The following is a 14,668-nucleotide window of genomic DNA, read 5'->3' as shown; positions in this document are numbered from 1 at the left end:
TGCGGATTCTATTTCTGAGGCTCGCAGCATAGAGACGAAACAAAAAAGCCGGGCGTTCTTGACGCCCGGCTTCATCATTTGAACTCGTCGTTTGGGTGTTCTTAGAACTCTTCCCAGTCCTGCTTGACGGCTGCATTGCCGCTGAAGGCGGTTGCAAGCTTGCGGCCAAGCGCGCGGGCGGGTGACGCTGACGGACGCTCCGCAGGCGTTGCGGCGCGGATCGGCGCTTCGAAGGTGGCAGACAGCTTGAACTGACCGAGAAGCTGGTTCAGCGAAGAGGCTTCGCGGGCAAGACCATGGCTGGCAGCCGTCGTCTCTTCCACCATCGCCGCATTCTTCTGCGTGTCCTGGTCCATCTGGTTCACAGCCGTGTTGATCTGCTGCAGACCGGAGGACTGCTCCTGTGCCGCTTCCACAATCGCCATGACGTGGCGGTTGATCTCCTGCACTTCGGCAACGATGGTTTCCAGCGCACGGCCGGTTTCACCGACAAGCTCAACGCCTTCCTGAACCTGCGTGTTGGACGTCGAGATCAGACCCTTGATGTCCTTGGCGGCACTGGCAGAACGCTGTGCCAGTTCACGCACTTCCTGGGCAACGACCGCAAAGCCCTTGCCCGCTTCACCGGCACGGGCAGCTTCGACACCGGCATTGAGTGCCAGAAGGTTGGTCTGGAAGGCGATCTCATCGATGACGCTGATGATGTTGGAAATCTCACCCGACGACTTCTCGATCCGCTCCATCGCAACGACAGCCTTGCGAACGACCTCACCCGACTGTTCGGCACCGGTGCGGGCCTTGGCAACCAGATGGCCGGCTTCCTGGGCGCGACGGGTGGAGTCCTTCACCGTGGTGGTGATTTCTTCCAGTGCCGCTGCGGTTTCTTCGACCGAGGCTGCCTGCTGTTCGGTGCGCTTGGCAAGATCGTCTGCCGCGGCACGGATCTCGTTTGCACCGGCATCGATACCACGGGCATTCTCGGCCACGCGGGTCAAAGCAGACTGAAGCTTTTCGGCAGAGGCGTTGAAGTTCTCGCGAACCGTATCGAGATGGGCGACGAAAGGCTGGCTGATGCGATAAGAGACATCGCCATCCGACAGGCGTGACAATCCGTTGGCGAGATTGTCGACGGCAAACTGCGTGTCTGCGGCTTCCCTGGCCTTCTGCTCGTCGCGGGCAATGCGCTCCTTCTCCGACAGGCTGCGATTGGCATCTGCTTCCTGTTCAAGACGGATGCGCTCAAGTGCATTCTCGCGGAAGACGGCAACGGCTTGCGCCATCTGACCAACCTCGTCCTTGCGACCAACTCCGTCGATCTCTTCGCGCGTCTCGCCACCGGCGAGAGAGACCATGCGTGTGGAAAGCCGAGCGATCGGGCCGGTAATTCCACGGGACGATACTAGCAATGAGATGGCTACAGCGGATGAGAACAGCAACCCGAGTGCAATAAGAGAGTAAAGTATGGTGGAATTGGTGAGGGCAGACAGAGTGTTAGACTGATCAACGACCTCCTTCAGTGAATTCTCATTCAACGCCCGGATATCGGCTCGCCAATCGGCAATTTGCGCGTTGACGTCAGTCAGCTTACGGCGAGCGGTCAGGAAATCGCCATTCTTCATCATCACCCAGACTTCATCAGTGGCCTTCACGATGGCGCGTGCCCGATCGGTGATGTCAGACAGGGAGGAGTTGATTTCTGGAAGAAGCTTAGGCGCTGCCTCAAGCCTGGCAAAAAGCGCACCAACGTCTTTCTTGTAATCATCTTGGATTTCGGCTGGCTTACGGCCTTGCTCCGCTTGCAATAAACCAAGCGTCGTATCGTAACCTAGGGCCACAAGAGATGTATTAGCACGAAATAGCTCAGTCGTGGCGGCGCTATTCTTTGAAATGAGGTCGGAATAGGCGGTGTCGGCATTCTTGTAGTTGATAGCAACAGCGCCCACACCCCCCAGACCAACCAGGGAAACCGGGAGTATCAGGCTCAGTATCTTGGTGCGAATTTTTGCGTTCTCGAAAAACGACATTTGTCCTCGCTTAAATCAGGCTGCAGATGACAATAGCGACCGCCGACCGATACCCCTCCGAGGCCACGGATCATTGCTTTGTCTGTCATGATGAAACGCACCGTCATGGCGCGAAGAACGGCCGCCACTATGCGAAAGAACAAATGTATAAAAGTTTAATCGACCCGCGTTGCTCCAAAAATTTCAAGAAAAACCGTTATGCATCATAAGTTTACGTAACGTGAGGAGCATCGGCGCAACAGCAGCAGGTCTTCGCCTGCCCTGCATTCACACCAGAGCTCTGCCCTCCATATTTACACCGGAAAATCTTAGGGCGCACAGCGACAGGTCGTGCTCGAGCGATGCCCACCACGTGACAGACAGGGACTTAGGCGCATCACGCTCCGACTGGCGAGGCAACAAGCAAAAAAGAAGGCCCCACGAAGTGGGACCTTCCTCAGCATTCGATCGACAAGCAAAAGAGCTTACATACCCTCCGGACCGCGGTTCATCGCCGCAATGCCGGTGCGGCAAATCTCGATCAGGCCGAGCGGCTTGATGATCGAAACGAACTGATCGATCTTGGAGGACTTGCCGGTGATCTCGAAAATGAAGTGATCGAGCGTCGCGTCCACCACCTTGGCGTGGAAGGCATCGGCAAGACGCAAGGTCTCCGCGCGATCTTCTCCGCGTCCTGCGACCTTGATAAGGGCCACTTCGCGTTCGATCGGACGCTCCTGCCCGGCCTGGCGGGCACGCACCGTCAGATCCACCACGCGGTGAACCGGAACGATCCGCTCAAGCTGCGCCTTGATCTGCTCCAGGACACCGGGCGTACCGCGCGTCACGATGGTGATGCGCGACAGATGCGCCTCGTGCTCGGTCTCCGAAACCGTCAGGCTTTCAATGTTGTAGCCACGGCCGGAGAACAGGCCGATCACGCGAGCGAGGACGCCTGGCTCGTTGTTGACGAGAACGGAAAGCGTGTGGTTTTCCACCATCGCCGTTTCCGTCTGGATGAAGTATGCGGAGCCGGTGGGCTGTAGGTGTGCGTTCATGTCTTTATCCTCTTCCCACGCTTAAACGAGCTGGCGGCCCTTGGCATCGATGGCATTGGCGACGGCTTCGTCCGTTGCTTCATCTGGCAGCAGCATCTCGTTATGTGCCTTACCAGACGGGATCATCGGGAAGCAATTGGCGAGATTGGCAACGCGGCAATCGAAGATCACCGGCCTCTTCACCGCAATCATCTCGGCAATCTTGTCATCCAGCTCCTTCGGATTGTCGCAATACATGCCGACGGCACCATAGGCTTCCGCCAGCTTGACGAAATCCGGCATCGCTTCGGTATAGGAGTTGGAGAGACGGTTGCCGTGCAGCAGCTGCTGCCACTGGCGGACCATGCCCATATACTGGTTGTTCAGAATGAAAATCTTGACTGGCAGATTATACTGGATGGCGCAGGACATTTCCTGAATGCACATCTGGATCGAGGCGTCACCGGCAACGTCGATGACCAGCGCATCCGGATGAGCGACCTGAACGCCGATGGCGGCCGGGAAGCCGTAACCCATCGTGCCAAGGCCACCGGAGGTCATCCAGCGGTTCGGCTGTTCGAAGCCGAGGAACTGTGCCGCCCACATCTGGTGCTGGCCGACTTCGGTGGTGATGTAGGTATCGTGCCCCTTGGTCGCTTCCGACAGACGCTCCAGCGCATATTGCGGCATGATGACGTCGTTGGAATTCTTGTAGGCAAAGGAGTTGCGTGCCCGCCAGCGTGCGATCTGGCTGTGCCACTCCGCCGTCTGCGCCTTTTCGGGCTTGGCAGGCAGTGCCCGCCACAGACGAACCATATCTTCCAGAACACGACCGACATCGCCGATGATCGGAACGTCGACGCGAACATTCTTGTTGATCGAGGACGGATCGATATCGATGTGGATCTTCTTGGAATTGGGCGAAAAGGCATTCAGCCGGCCGGTAATACGGTCGTCGAAACGCGCGCCGATACAGACCATGACGTCACAATCATGCATGGTCATGTTGGCTTCGTAAGAACCATGCATGCCGAGCATGCCCAGCCACTTGTCCCCGGAGGCCGGATAAGAGCCAAGACCCATCAGGGTGGACGTGATCGGGAAGCCGGTCAGCTCGACCAGCTCGCGTAGCAGCCGGGTGGCTTCGGGACCGGAATTGACGACACCGCCACCGGTATAGAAAACCGGGCGTCTCGCCTTCGACATCAGTTCGATCGCCGCGTGGATGGCGTTCAAATCGCCCTGAACCTTCGGCGTATAGCTCTTCTGCTGAATGGCAGCGGATGGCGGCGTATAGGTGCCGGTGGCGAACTGGATGTCTTTCGGAACGTCGACGACGACCGGGCCCGGGCGACCCGTCTGAGCGATGCGGAAGGCTTCATGAATGATGCCCGCCAGCTCGTTGACGTCCTTGACCAGCCAGTTGTGCTTGGTGCAGGGGCGCGTAATGCCCACCGTATCGCATTCCTGGAAGGCATCGGAGCCGATCAGCGTGGTGGGAACCTGGCCGGAGATGCAGACGAGCGGAATGCTGTCCATCAGCGCATCCTGCAACGGCGTAACCGCATTCGTCGCACCCGGGCCGGACGTAACAAGCATGACGCCAACCTTGCCGGTGGAGCGTGCGTAACCTTCCGCAGCGTGGCCGGCACCCTGTTCGTGGCGAACCAGGATGTGCTGGATTTCTTCCTGCTGGAAAATCTCGTCATAGATCGGGAGAACTGCACCGCCCGGATAGCCGAAAATATGCTCGACGCCATTGTCCTTGAGCGCGCGCAAAACGATTTCCGCGCCGGTCATGCGATTGCTGTTGTCCGTAGTATCCTTATCCGTCATTGCCTGTTCCATCCCGATTTGGCTTTTGGATATCGCTGGGCGTGACCGCCCAAGTGGAGACATAAAAAAAGGCCCCTAGAGGAGCCTCGTTCAGCGCATGGGTGCTTTCGCCGGATGGTTACACCATCCTGCCCATGCGCCGTCCCACCACGATAAGTACGTTAAGATTTTTCATGGAGCGGAGTGTTAGACAGAAACCAGATTGGCGTCAACGCAAAATGCCGAGAAAATGCACCGGTTCTTAACTTTATTGCCGCGGACCGCCCGCCAACGCAATAAAAATACGCAGGCATTACACCACTTGTTAAAGCCACAAGGTCTATAACCTGCCGACAAGAAAAAGACGGCCTTGTGAAGACATCGGCATCGACCTGGCAGGGACAACACGTGCTTAACGAAGATCTGCAGACATCGGCGAAAGCTGGAAATCACGACCGCCGCGACGCTCAGACAGCGGGCAACCGCATGCTCGGGCGCGTGATCTTCTGCAGCGGCTCGAAAGCCAGAATCTCCGTCACCACCGATAGCGCCAATCCAAGCTTTGCTCAGTTGTGGTCGGTCGGGCGCCTCATCTCCATCGATCTCGGTGAAACCCGTGTCGCGGCCCTCACCTATGCCATGAATGTCGATGGCCCGCTCTGGTCCGAAGGCGAACCGAACACGCTGCTCATCGATGTCGAACTGCTCGGTGAAATCTACTCCACGCCAGAAGGCATCGAACAATTTACAAGCGGCATCACCCGCTATCCCTATCTCGGCGCCATCGCGCACCGCATCCGCTCCAGCGACCTCGTCCGCATCTATGAGAATAGCGCGAGAGGCAGCTGCATCATCGGTCAACTGAGCCAGGATCAGAGCGTCGATGCCATCGTCAATATTCCGGAAATGCTCTCCAAGCACTTCGCCGTGGTCGGCTCCACCGGCGTCGGCAAAACGACAGCCGTCACTCTGCTTCTCAACAAGGCCATCGAGAAGGACCCCAAGCTGCGGGTGCTGGTCCTCGATCCGCATAATGAATTTGCCGCGGCCTTTCCCAACACCTCCGTCGTCATCGACACCGATACGCTGGATCTGCCCTTCTGGCTTATGAAGCTCGAAGAGTTCACAGAAGTGCTGTTTCGTGGGCAAGAGCCGCCTGCCGACGAATTGGATGTGCTGCGCGATCTCATCCCGGAAGCCAAGCGCGCTTTTCGCGGAACAGACGCGTCGACCATGCGTCGTGCCTCGGAAAAAACCGCACTGACCGCCGACACGCCGGTCCCATACCGTATTGCCGATCTTCTGGCGCTGATAGACGAGCGCATCGGACGGCTGGAGGGGCGCGGAGAAAAGCCTGTCCTTCGCACTCTCAAGCTACGCATCATGGCGGCGATCAACGATCCGCGCTACCACTTCATGTTCTCCAACAGCACCATCAGTGACACGATCATGGAGACGGTGGCGCATATCTTCCGCGTGCCGGGAGATGGCAAGCCGATTTCGGTATTCCAACTTGCGGGCATCCCGTCTGAAGTCGTCAACTCCGTCGCCTCAGTTCTTTGCCGCATGGCCTTCGAATTGGCGCTTTGGGGTCAAGGCTCGATCCATACGCTGGTGGTCTGCGAAGAGGCGCACCGCTACGTTCCGGCCAATCCGGGACTTGGCTTCTTCCCAACGCGCCAGGCCATCGCCCGCATCGCCAAGGAAGGCCGCAAATACGGCGTCTCGCTAGGCATCATCACGCAGCGCCCCGGTGAACTCGACCAGACAATCCTGTCGCAGTGCTCCACGGTCTTTGCCATGCGCCTGTCCAACGACAACGACCAGGAGATCATCCGCTCGGCGATTTCGAACTCGTCAACGTCGACGATCAGCTTCCTGTCCTCGCTTGGCAATGGCGAAGCGATTGCCTTCGGCGAAGCGATCAACGTGCCGATGCGTATGCGCTTCAACCGCCTGCCGCCGCACATGCTGCCAAAGGCAAATGGCATCATCAGCCACCACCATGAAGATGTGCCGGACAATGTGGACCTGCGCTCCATCGTCAAAAGGATGCGCGCAATCTCGGGCCCGGATATCTCCGGCTTCCGGCAAAGCTATGAGGCGACGGTTGCCAAGGATGTCGGCGAGATCGAGATGGGGGGCTGGACCTATGACTCGTCCGAGACCATCGGAGGCGACTGCGAACCCTACCGCCCCGACATGCTTCCGCGTATCAACAAAGCCACAACATCGAAGCCGGAACCGGAGCCACCACTCTCTCCAGCGCCGGACACCGCCCGCCCGTTCTTCACCAATGAGACACGCTCGTCCATTCGCGAGACCTTGCTGAAGAAACCTTTGGGAAGCCTCTACAAGAAGGACTGAAGCATGGTCCACGCAAAACTGTGCAGCGGTTTTGCGATAACGACATGCGACAAAACAAAGACCTAGAGCGCAGGAAGCGAATCTAAAAGATCGCGACACGCTCTATCTTCTTTGATCGACGCATCGTGCTTTCAGAAAATCGATTCCGACTTTCGGGCCGATGCTGTAAGACGGTCACGGGATGATGCGCTGCCAGTCCGGCCCCATCTGGTTGCGAAACCAGGTCATTTGCCGCTTGGCATATTGACGGGTCGCAGCTGCGGCTTTCTCGATGACCTCGGCCTCACTCATGCGACCGTCCAGCATCTCGGCAATCTGCGATACGCCGATGGCCTTCATCGCAGTCGAGTCTGCGGGAAGCGCAAGAGCAAGAAGCGCCTTGACCTCCTCCACCGCACCGCTTTGCATCATACCGGCAAAACGGCGGTTGATGCGATCATGCAAAACGCTGCGCTCCGGCAGAACCACGATCTTGCGCGCACGATCGGAATTGACGATCATCGGACCAGTTGCAGTCTGAAACAACCGGATCGATTGCCCGGTCGTTTCGAAAACCTCCAGTGCTCGCACGATCCGTTGGCCATCCGTCGGCATCAGCGTCCCTGCCATCTCCGGATCTCGGGCTTCCAGTTCGCGGTAGAGATCAGCACTTCCCTCGTCCAACAGCCGCTGCCGATACCCTTCCCGGATATCCGCAGGGATCGCCGGCATGTCCGACAACCCGCCGGTCAGCGCCTTGAAGTAGAGCCCGGTGCCTCCCACGATCACGGGGAGCTGCCCTTTCCCCCTTACCTCATCGAGACGTGACGTTATGTCTCGCAGCCATTCACCCGTCGAATAGAGCGCGTTGGCGGGGACGTGCCCGTAAAGATAATGCGGCACCCCCTCCATCTCCTCCACTGAAGGGCGGGCCGTCAGCACTTGTAGCGTGTCGTAAACCTGCATGCTGTCTGCATTGATGACGACGCCGCCGTGTTCGCGCGCAAGACGAAGCGCAAGCGCGGACTTGCCGCTTGCCGTCGGGCCGGTTATCAGGATCGCATCAAATGGTTCATCAAGGTTTTTCATCATGGCTTTCGTTGCCACGCTTATCGCCAATCCGTCAAATCCTGTTCTTGCCGCAGCCCTTGGGGAAACTGCGGCGCAGGCCGTTGGCGCGTCCGGGCTCTATTGGCTGGCAGACGGTGTTGCCTGCGATATCGTGCTGCCGCAAGGCGCCGATACGGACGCCGCGCGCAAGACGCTGTCCTCCACGATAGCCGGCCTGCCGATCGATATCGTCATTCAGGATCAGGACACCCGCCGTAAGAAAATCCTGATCGCCGATATGGATTCCACGATGATCGGCCAGGAATGCATTGATGAACTGGCTGCCGAGGTTGGATTGAAGGACAAGGTCTCGGCGATCACCGCGCGTGCAATGAATGGCGAGATCGCTTTCGAGCCCGCACTGCGCGAGCGCGTCGCGCTGCTGAAGGGCCTGCCCGTCTCTGTCATCGATGAGGTGATTGAAAAGCGCATCACGCTGACCCCCGGTGGCAAGGAACTCGTGGCGACGATGAGGGCGAAGGGCTACTATACCGCGCTCGTTTCCGGCGGCTTCACGGTGTTCACGACACGTGTCGCGGACATGATCGGTTTCCAGGAAAATCGTGCCAACATTCTGGGTGAGCAGGACGGACAATTGGACGGCACCGTGGCCGAACCCATCCTCGGCAAGCAGGCCAAGGTCGATGCCCTGATCGACATTGCCGACACGCTTGGTATTTCACCGGAAGATGCGCTGGCCGTTGGCGATGGCGCAAACGATCTCGGCATGCTTCACCTTGCCGGCAGCGGCGTGGCACTTCATGCCAAGCCTGCCGTCGCAGCCGAAGCAAAGATCCGCATCGATCACGGCGATCTGACCGCCCTTCTTTATCTCCAGGGCTATCGCAAGTCGGATTTCGTTACCGTATGATCATCCACGGTACACCGCGCCTCATCCTGCGCGACTGGAAGGACAGCGACCGCACTCTCTTCCGCGAGATCAATGCCGATCCCGAGGTGATGGAGTTCTTTGCCGTTCGTCGAAGCGATGAAGAATCCGACGCCATGATGGAGCGGATCAACGCCATGATCCACGCCACCGGCTTCGGTTTTTATGCCATGGAAAATCGCGAGACCGGCGAGCCCATGGGCTTTTGCGGCGTTGCCCCCGTTACGGTCGACGACGTCTTTGCGCCCGGCACCATGGAAATCGGCTGGCGGCTTGCCACCCGATACTGGGGAAAGGGCTACGTGACGGAGGCGGCGAAAGCGCTGCTGGCCATGGCATTCGACGACAAGCGCCTTACAGAGATCGTCTCTTTCGCCGTCCACAATAACCATCGCTCCACCGCGGTGATGAAGCGCATCGGTTTGAAACGTGACCCCTCACGCGATTTCGATCATCCGCGCGTGCCGGAAGAGACACATCCGCATCTCAGACCCCACGTCACCTATGCGCTGACGCTTGAGGAATGGCGCGCGCGATAACATCCCATGCCGCCGCCGAACATTTCATTTGACCGCAGCATTACCACCATCGGCATACAGGGCGGATCCGGCAACGAAGCTCGCCATCGGACTTGCCAGGAAGAGCGCTGCCTGCGCCAATTCCTCAGGGTTTGCGATGCGCTTCAACGCGTGAAGACTAGCGGCCCATTCTTTTTGTGCGTCGTCTCCAGCCATTGCCGTATCCACGCCACCGGGCAGCAAGGCATTGGCGCGAATGCCTTTCGCGGCATAGTCGGCGGTCAGACCTTTCACCAGTCCCATGAGCGCCGCCTTTGCCGCGCCATAGGCGGCCATTCCGGGCAGGCCAACACTCGTGCCGACAAAGCTGGAGGTGAAGACAATCGCCCCGCCGCCGCGCGCCAACATCGATGGCACCTGGAAACGGGTACCGAGAAAGGCTGAGGTCAGATTGGCGTTCAATGTGTGATGCCATTCTTCGAGCGAAAGTTCGGCAAGCGGCTTGATCGCGCCCACAGCGCCTGCATTGTTGACGGCAATATCAAGACCACCGAACAGATCCGCCGCCTGAACCAATCGCTCATGGGTCTGCGCAAGTCCGACATCGCCGACCACCGCATGCACCCGGCCGCCCAGATCGGCAATTGTTTCGGCAACCTCATTCAGCGCCTGCTCGCCACGCGCATTGATGACGACCGCAGCACCTTCTGCGGCGAAGAGCAGCGCGGTCGCCCGGCCAATACCGGATGATGCGCCAGTGATAATTGCGACTTTGTTATTCAGCAGTGTCACAGCCTTGGGCCTCCATTTAATGAAAGCCAAGGGTTAGAGGGCAGCTTGATTGACAGCCACCCGTTTCATGCACTTGCGCTAATGCAGGCCAAAGACGTGCAGCAGTTCCTCGCGCTGGCGAACAAAGGCTGGCGAACTGCGGTCACGCGGGCGCGGAAGATCGACATCGATCAATCGTGGCGCAGCACCCTTTTCACGCGGCAGGATCAAAATCCGGTCTGCAAGATAGATCGCCTCTTCGAGATCATGCGTCACGAGAACCGTGGTCACGTCTTCCTCCCGCCAGATCCTTGCCAATTCCTGCTGCATGCCGATCTTCGTCATGGCATCCAGCGCGCCGAGCGGCTCGTCCAGAAGCAGGATTTCCGGCTGGACGGCGAGAGCGCGAGCAATGCCCACACGCTGCGCCATACCGCCGGAGAGCTGCCGCGGATAGGCACTTTCGAACTGCTGCAGGCCAACGAGGTTGATGTAGCGACGGGCACGGCTGCGTGCTTCTTCCCGGCTCAATCCCTGCGTCTCGAGCCCAAAGGCAACATTGTCGAGCACGGTCAACCAGGGCAGAAGCCGCGGCTCCTGAAAAATCACCGCCCTCTCACGACCGACGCCACGCACCGCGTTTCCATCGATCAGCACATCACCACGATCGGCCTCCTCAAGCCCAGCCAGCACGCGCAGCAATGTCGTCTTGCCGGACCCGCTGGCACCGACGATAGCCAGGCTCTCGCCGGATCGGATCGTCAGGTTCAGGTCTTTCAGCACCTGGAACGGCTTGCCATTCAACTGGTAGGATTTGGAGAGGTGGCGGATCGCCACCTCTCCCCGTAGAGATTGCACGGCGCTCATCACATCACCTCAATTGCTGGCGGTCGCGGTTTCAGGCGAATAGAGGATCTTCTCCGTCACGAGCTGGCCCTGCTCTACCTTGCCTTCGCGCGTCAGCACGTCAATCCAGAACTGCAGGTCGCGATCGACAGCCTTGCCGCCGGGGCGGACGCCATAACCGAGGAAATATTTCGCCAGTTCGGGATTTTCGCCGCGCTCCTTCAGGGCCTTGGCGAATATCGCCTTGGTTTCCTCCGGATGTTCGCGAGCGTAATCAAGCGCGCGTTGAGACTGTTCGACGAAGGTCTTTGCCGCTTCTGGATGCGCCTTGATGAAATCGCGACGCAAGACCACGAAGCCGCCGGCAATATCGCCGAGAACATCCGTGTCATCGAAAACCGGCCGGATACCGCCATGCGTCTTCGCAAGCCCTTCGAAGGTCGTCTGCCAGTAGCCGAAGGCGGCGATGTCCACCTGGTTGGAGCGAAGCACCTGCTCCAGCTGCGGTCCCGGCACGACCACCGGCTTTGCCGCATCGACCGGCAATCCCTGCGAATGCAGCGCCTCGCGGATCGTGTAGTCCAGATGGGCGCCAAGTGTATTCACTGCAATCGTCTTGCCGGCAATATCCTTGATCGACTTGATCGGGCTGTCGTCGAGGACATAGAAGACCGACTGGACCTGATCATTGATGCCGTTCGACGGATAGGCGGCGACGAAGTCGTTTCCGCCGGCAATCGAGTTCAGCACGGCGGATGTCGCAGCGCTGCCGATTTCGACATCGCCGGAAGCAAGGGCAAAGAGCGAAGCCGGACCACCTTGGGCATAGCCGACATTTTCAAAGCTCACACCGGTACCTTTGAAATAGCCGAGCTTTTCGGCAAGCTCATGGGCGGCAAGACCGCCCTGGCTCGCGAGATAGCGCAGCTTCACCTCTTCCGCCGAGGCGATGGTGGTCAGGCCGAAGAGGATGGCTGCCGAGAGCAGCAGCTTGCGGGAATGGAACGTCATGGTCTTATCCTTTGAACTTGAAAGAAGGGGATCGATGCGGGGATCAATGGGACGGCGCAGACCAGCGGCAAAGCTTGCGCTGGAGCAGCACGAGCCCGGCATTGGCCGCGAGCCCGAGAAGCGCCAGAAGAAGGATCGACGCGTACACCAGCGGAATCTGGAAATTGTACTGGGCGTTCATCACCTGGAAGCCGACACCCTTATTCGCACCGATCATCTCGGCAGCGATGAGCAGGAGGAGCGCGGTGGTGGCGGAAAGACGCAAGCCGACGAAAATCGCCGGAACGGAAGCAGGCAACACCACACGACGGAAAATCGCGATCGGTCCTGCGCCATAGGTGCGCGCCATTTCGATCAGCTTGCGGTCCACTTCCTTCACGCCGCCAATGGTGGATAGCAGGATCGGAAAGAGCGTTGCCCAGAAGATGACGAAGACCTTGGATGCTTCACCCAGCCCCAGCATCAGAATGAAGACAGGATAGAGGGCGAGCGCCGAGGTCTGGCGGAAGAATTGCAGCAGCGGGTCGAGCGCGCGCTCAACGGCCGCCAATTGCCCCATGAAAAGGCCGAGCGGAATGCCGATGGCGACGGCCGCTGCAAAGGCAATGCCGGATCTCTGTAGGCTGATCGCGATATCATCGATCAGCGCCCCGCCGACAATGCCCTTCCACAGAGCGGCGACGATGATGTCGAGCCGTGGAAAGACCGCCGGGTTGATCCACCCCTGCGTGCTCGAAATTTGCCAGGCTGCCAGAAAGGCAAGCACCAGCCCGTAGCGGGCGAGGAACGGCGCGACGTAGCGGTTCGCCACCTGTAGAGTGACGGGCGTTCGCTTCTCGCCCCGATAATCCAGAACCCCTGAATGCGTGGACTTTACCTCGTCATAGGACATGATCGCACCTCACTCCGCTGCCTGGGCAACTGGCCGCTCTACAGACCAGCGATTGACGGGATATGGCAGGCCTAGATTCTCGCGAAGAGTCGTCCCTTCATATTCCGTCCTGAAGAGGCCGCGACGCTGCAGCTCTGGAATAACGAGATCGACGAAATCGTCGAGCGCAGTCGGAAGCCATGGCGGCAGGATATTGAAACCGTCGGCGGCTTCGTTCTCGAACCACTCCTGCAGCGTGTCGACGATGGTTTCCGGCGTGCCGACGATCGTGTAGTGGCCACGGGCAGAAGCGACCCACTGATAGAGCTGGCGGATGGTAAAGTTGTTCTCGTCGGCAATCTGACGCAGCAGCGCTTGCCGGCTCTTCATACCTTCCGTTGGCGGCGCGACAGGGAGCGGTCCATCGAGATCGTAGCCCTTGAGGTCCAGCGTACCGCCCGTCAGACCATTCAGAAGACCGACGCCATCCTCTTCGAGGATGAGCGAGGTCAGCCTTTCATATTTCTCCTGCGCTTCCGCCAGGGTTCTTCCCACGAAGGGCGACACGCCCGGCATGACGAGAATATGGTTTGGATCGCGGCCGAGACGGCGAGCGCGCGTCTTGATGTCGCGGTAGAACTCCTGAGCCGTCTCGAGATGCTGGTGCGCGGTGAAGATCACCTCGGCTGTCGCGGCCGCCAGATCGCGACCATCTTCGGACTGCCCCGCCTGAACGATGACGGGGTGACCCTGCGGCGAGCGCGGCACGTTCAGCGGACCGCGCACCTGAAAATGCTCGCCGCGATGATTGGTCTCGTGCAGCTTGGCCTTGTCGTAGAAGACGCCGCTTTCGACATCGCGGACAAAAGCATCATCCTCGAAACTGTCCCACAGCGCCTTGACGACATCCACATGCTCGGCAGCGCGCTTGTAGCGGCTGGCATGGGGCAGTTGGGTATCGAGATTGAAGTTCTGCGCGGCGGAATCGCCAGTGGTCGTCACCACGTTCCACCCTGCCCTGCCGCCGGAAATCAAATCCAGAGACGCAAACTTGCGCGCGGTCAGATAGGGCTCCTCATAGGTCGTGGACGAGGTAGCGATGAAGCCGAGATTTGTGGTGAAAGGTGCCAGCGCCGAAAACAGCGTCGTCGGTTCAAAACCCGCCACCCTGGCATTGCCACCTTCCCGCGCTCCACCAAAGCCGACGGCCAGATTGTCCGCCAGGAAATAGGCGTCGAACAATCCGCGTTCTGCGGTTTGCGCCAGCTGCTTATGAAACTCGAAGCTCACCGCGCCATCCACCGGCTGATCGGGATGACGCCATGATGCGATATGCTGTCCACCGCCCGGCAGGAATGCGCCCAGTCTGATCTTGCGTGCCATTGGTTCCTCGCTTTGAAGCTTTGCCGCATCTGCCTTCAGGCAGAGAAACGGACCATTCAGCTGCAGCA

The 14,668-nt window shown here is 59.1% G+C and carries 12 protein-coding genes; 3 read left to right on the top strand and 9 right to left on the bottom strand.

The features are described from left to right. Positions 1-101: 101 nt before the first annotated feature. From ACTJKV_RS08170 to ACTJKV_RS08160, 3 genes are all read right to left on the bottom strand, one after another. Positions 102-2,024: a methyl-accepting chemotaxis protein gene (locus ACTJKV_RS08170; RefSeq protein WP_440598585.1), complete on the bottom strand. Its 1,923-nt coding sequence runs from the start codon at positions 2,022-2,024 to the stop codon at positions 102-104. Between the two features lie 464 nt (positions 2,025-2,488). Further along, positions 2,489-3,061, bottom strand: a complete 573-nt coding sequence (ilvN, locus tag ACTJKV_RS08165) for an acetolactate synthase small subunit (RefSeq protein ID WP_062426570.1) — start codon at positions 3,059-3,061, stop codon at positions 2,489-2,491. 21 nt (positions 3,062-3,082) lie between these two features. After that, positions 3,083-4,876, bottom strand: a complete 1,794-nt coding sequence (locus tag ACTJKV_RS08160) for an acetolactate synthase 3 large subunit (protein ID WP_113261702.1) — start codon at positions 4,874-4,876, stop codon at positions 3,083-3,085. 387 nt (positions 4,877-5,263) lie between these two features. Here ACTJKV_RS08160 and ACTJKV_RS08155 point away from each other — a divergent pair, with 387 nt between their 5' ends. Next, on the top strand, positions 5,264-7,222 hold the full coding sequence (locus tag ACTJKV_RS08155) for an ATP-binding protein (RefSeq protein WP_274102223.1): 1,959 nt from the start codon (positions 5,264-5,266) through the stop codon (positions 7,220-7,222). A gap of 174 nt (positions 7,223-7,396) precedes the next feature. Here the strand turns inward: ACTJKV_RS08155 and miaA are convergent, their stop codons facing one another. Then, positions 7,397-8,293 carry a tRNA (adenosine(37)-N6)-dimethylallyltransferase MiaA gene (gene miaA, locus ACTJKV_RS08150; protein WP_274102222.1) on the bottom strand — a complete coding sequence of 299 codons (897 nt, stop codon included), beginning with the start codon at positions 8,291-8,293 and terminating at the stop codon, positions 7,397-7,399. Between miaA and serB the strand changes: the two genes are divergently transcribed. Then, positions 8,292-9,182, top strand: a complete 891-nt coding sequence (gene serB, locus ACTJKV_RS08145; RefSeq protein WP_274102221.1) for a phosphoserine phosphatase SerB — start codon at positions 8,292-8,294, stop codon at positions 9,180-9,182. The genes miaA and serB overlap by 2 nt on opposite strands. Next, positions 9,179-9,739, top strand: coding sequence for a GNAT family N-acetyltransferase (locus ACTJKV_RS08140; protein ID WP_274102220.1), 561 nt, complete (start codon positions 9,179-9,181; stop codon positions 9,737-9,739). Before serB ends, ACTJKV_RS08140 begins: the two co-directional genes overlap by 4 nt. Before the next feature lie 24 nt (positions 9,740-9,763). Here the strand turns inward: ACTJKV_RS08140 and ACTJKV_RS08135 are convergent, their stop codons facing one another. From ACTJKV_RS08135 to ACTJKV_RS08115, 5 genes are all read right to left on the bottom strand, one after another. Further along, positions 9,764-10,510, bottom strand: a complete 747-nt coding sequence (locus tag ACTJKV_RS08135; RefSeq protein WP_274102219.1) for an SDR family oxidoreductase — start codon at positions 10,508-10,510, stop codon at positions 9,764-9,766. A 78-nt stretch (positions 10,511-10,588) separates the two neighbouring features. Then, the gene (locus ACTJKV_RS08130; RefSeq protein ID WP_062440629.1) at positions 10,589-11,356 is read right to left on the bottom strand and encodes an ABC transporter ATP-binding protein; all 768 of its coding nucleotides are present in this window, start codon (positions 11,354-11,356) and stop codon (positions 10,589-10,591) included. Between the two features lie 9 nt (positions 11,357-11,365). Beyond that, positions 11,366-12,346 (bottom strand): ABC transporter substrate-binding protein, encoded by a 981-nt coding sequence (locus ACTJKV_RS08125; RefSeq protein ID WP_274102218.1) that lies wholly within the window; start codon positions 12,344-12,346, stop codon positions 11,366-11,368. 43 nt (positions 12,347-12,389) lie between these two features. Then, entirely contained in the window at positions 12,390-13,238 is an 849-nt protein-coding gene (locus ACTJKV_RS08120; RefSeq protein ID WP_440598584.1) for an ABC transporter permease, read from the bottom strand. Between the two features lie 9 nt (positions 13,239-13,247). Further along, positions 13,248-14,600: an LLM class flavin-dependent oxidoreductase gene (locus ACTJKV_RS08115; protein ID WP_440598583.1), complete on the bottom strand. Its 1,353-nt coding sequence runs from the start codon at positions 14,598-14,600 to the stop codon at positions 13,248-13,250. Between the last annotated feature and the right edge of the window lie 68 nt (positions 14,601-14,668).

Source organism: Agrobacterium sp. 22117 (assembly GCF_052045735.1).
Classification (GTDB): Bacteria; Pseudomonadota; Alphaproteobacteria; order Rhizobiales; family Rhizobiaceae; genus Agrobacterium; species Agrobacterium cavarae.
This window is presented reverse-complemented; position numbering and strand designations above follow the sequence as displayed.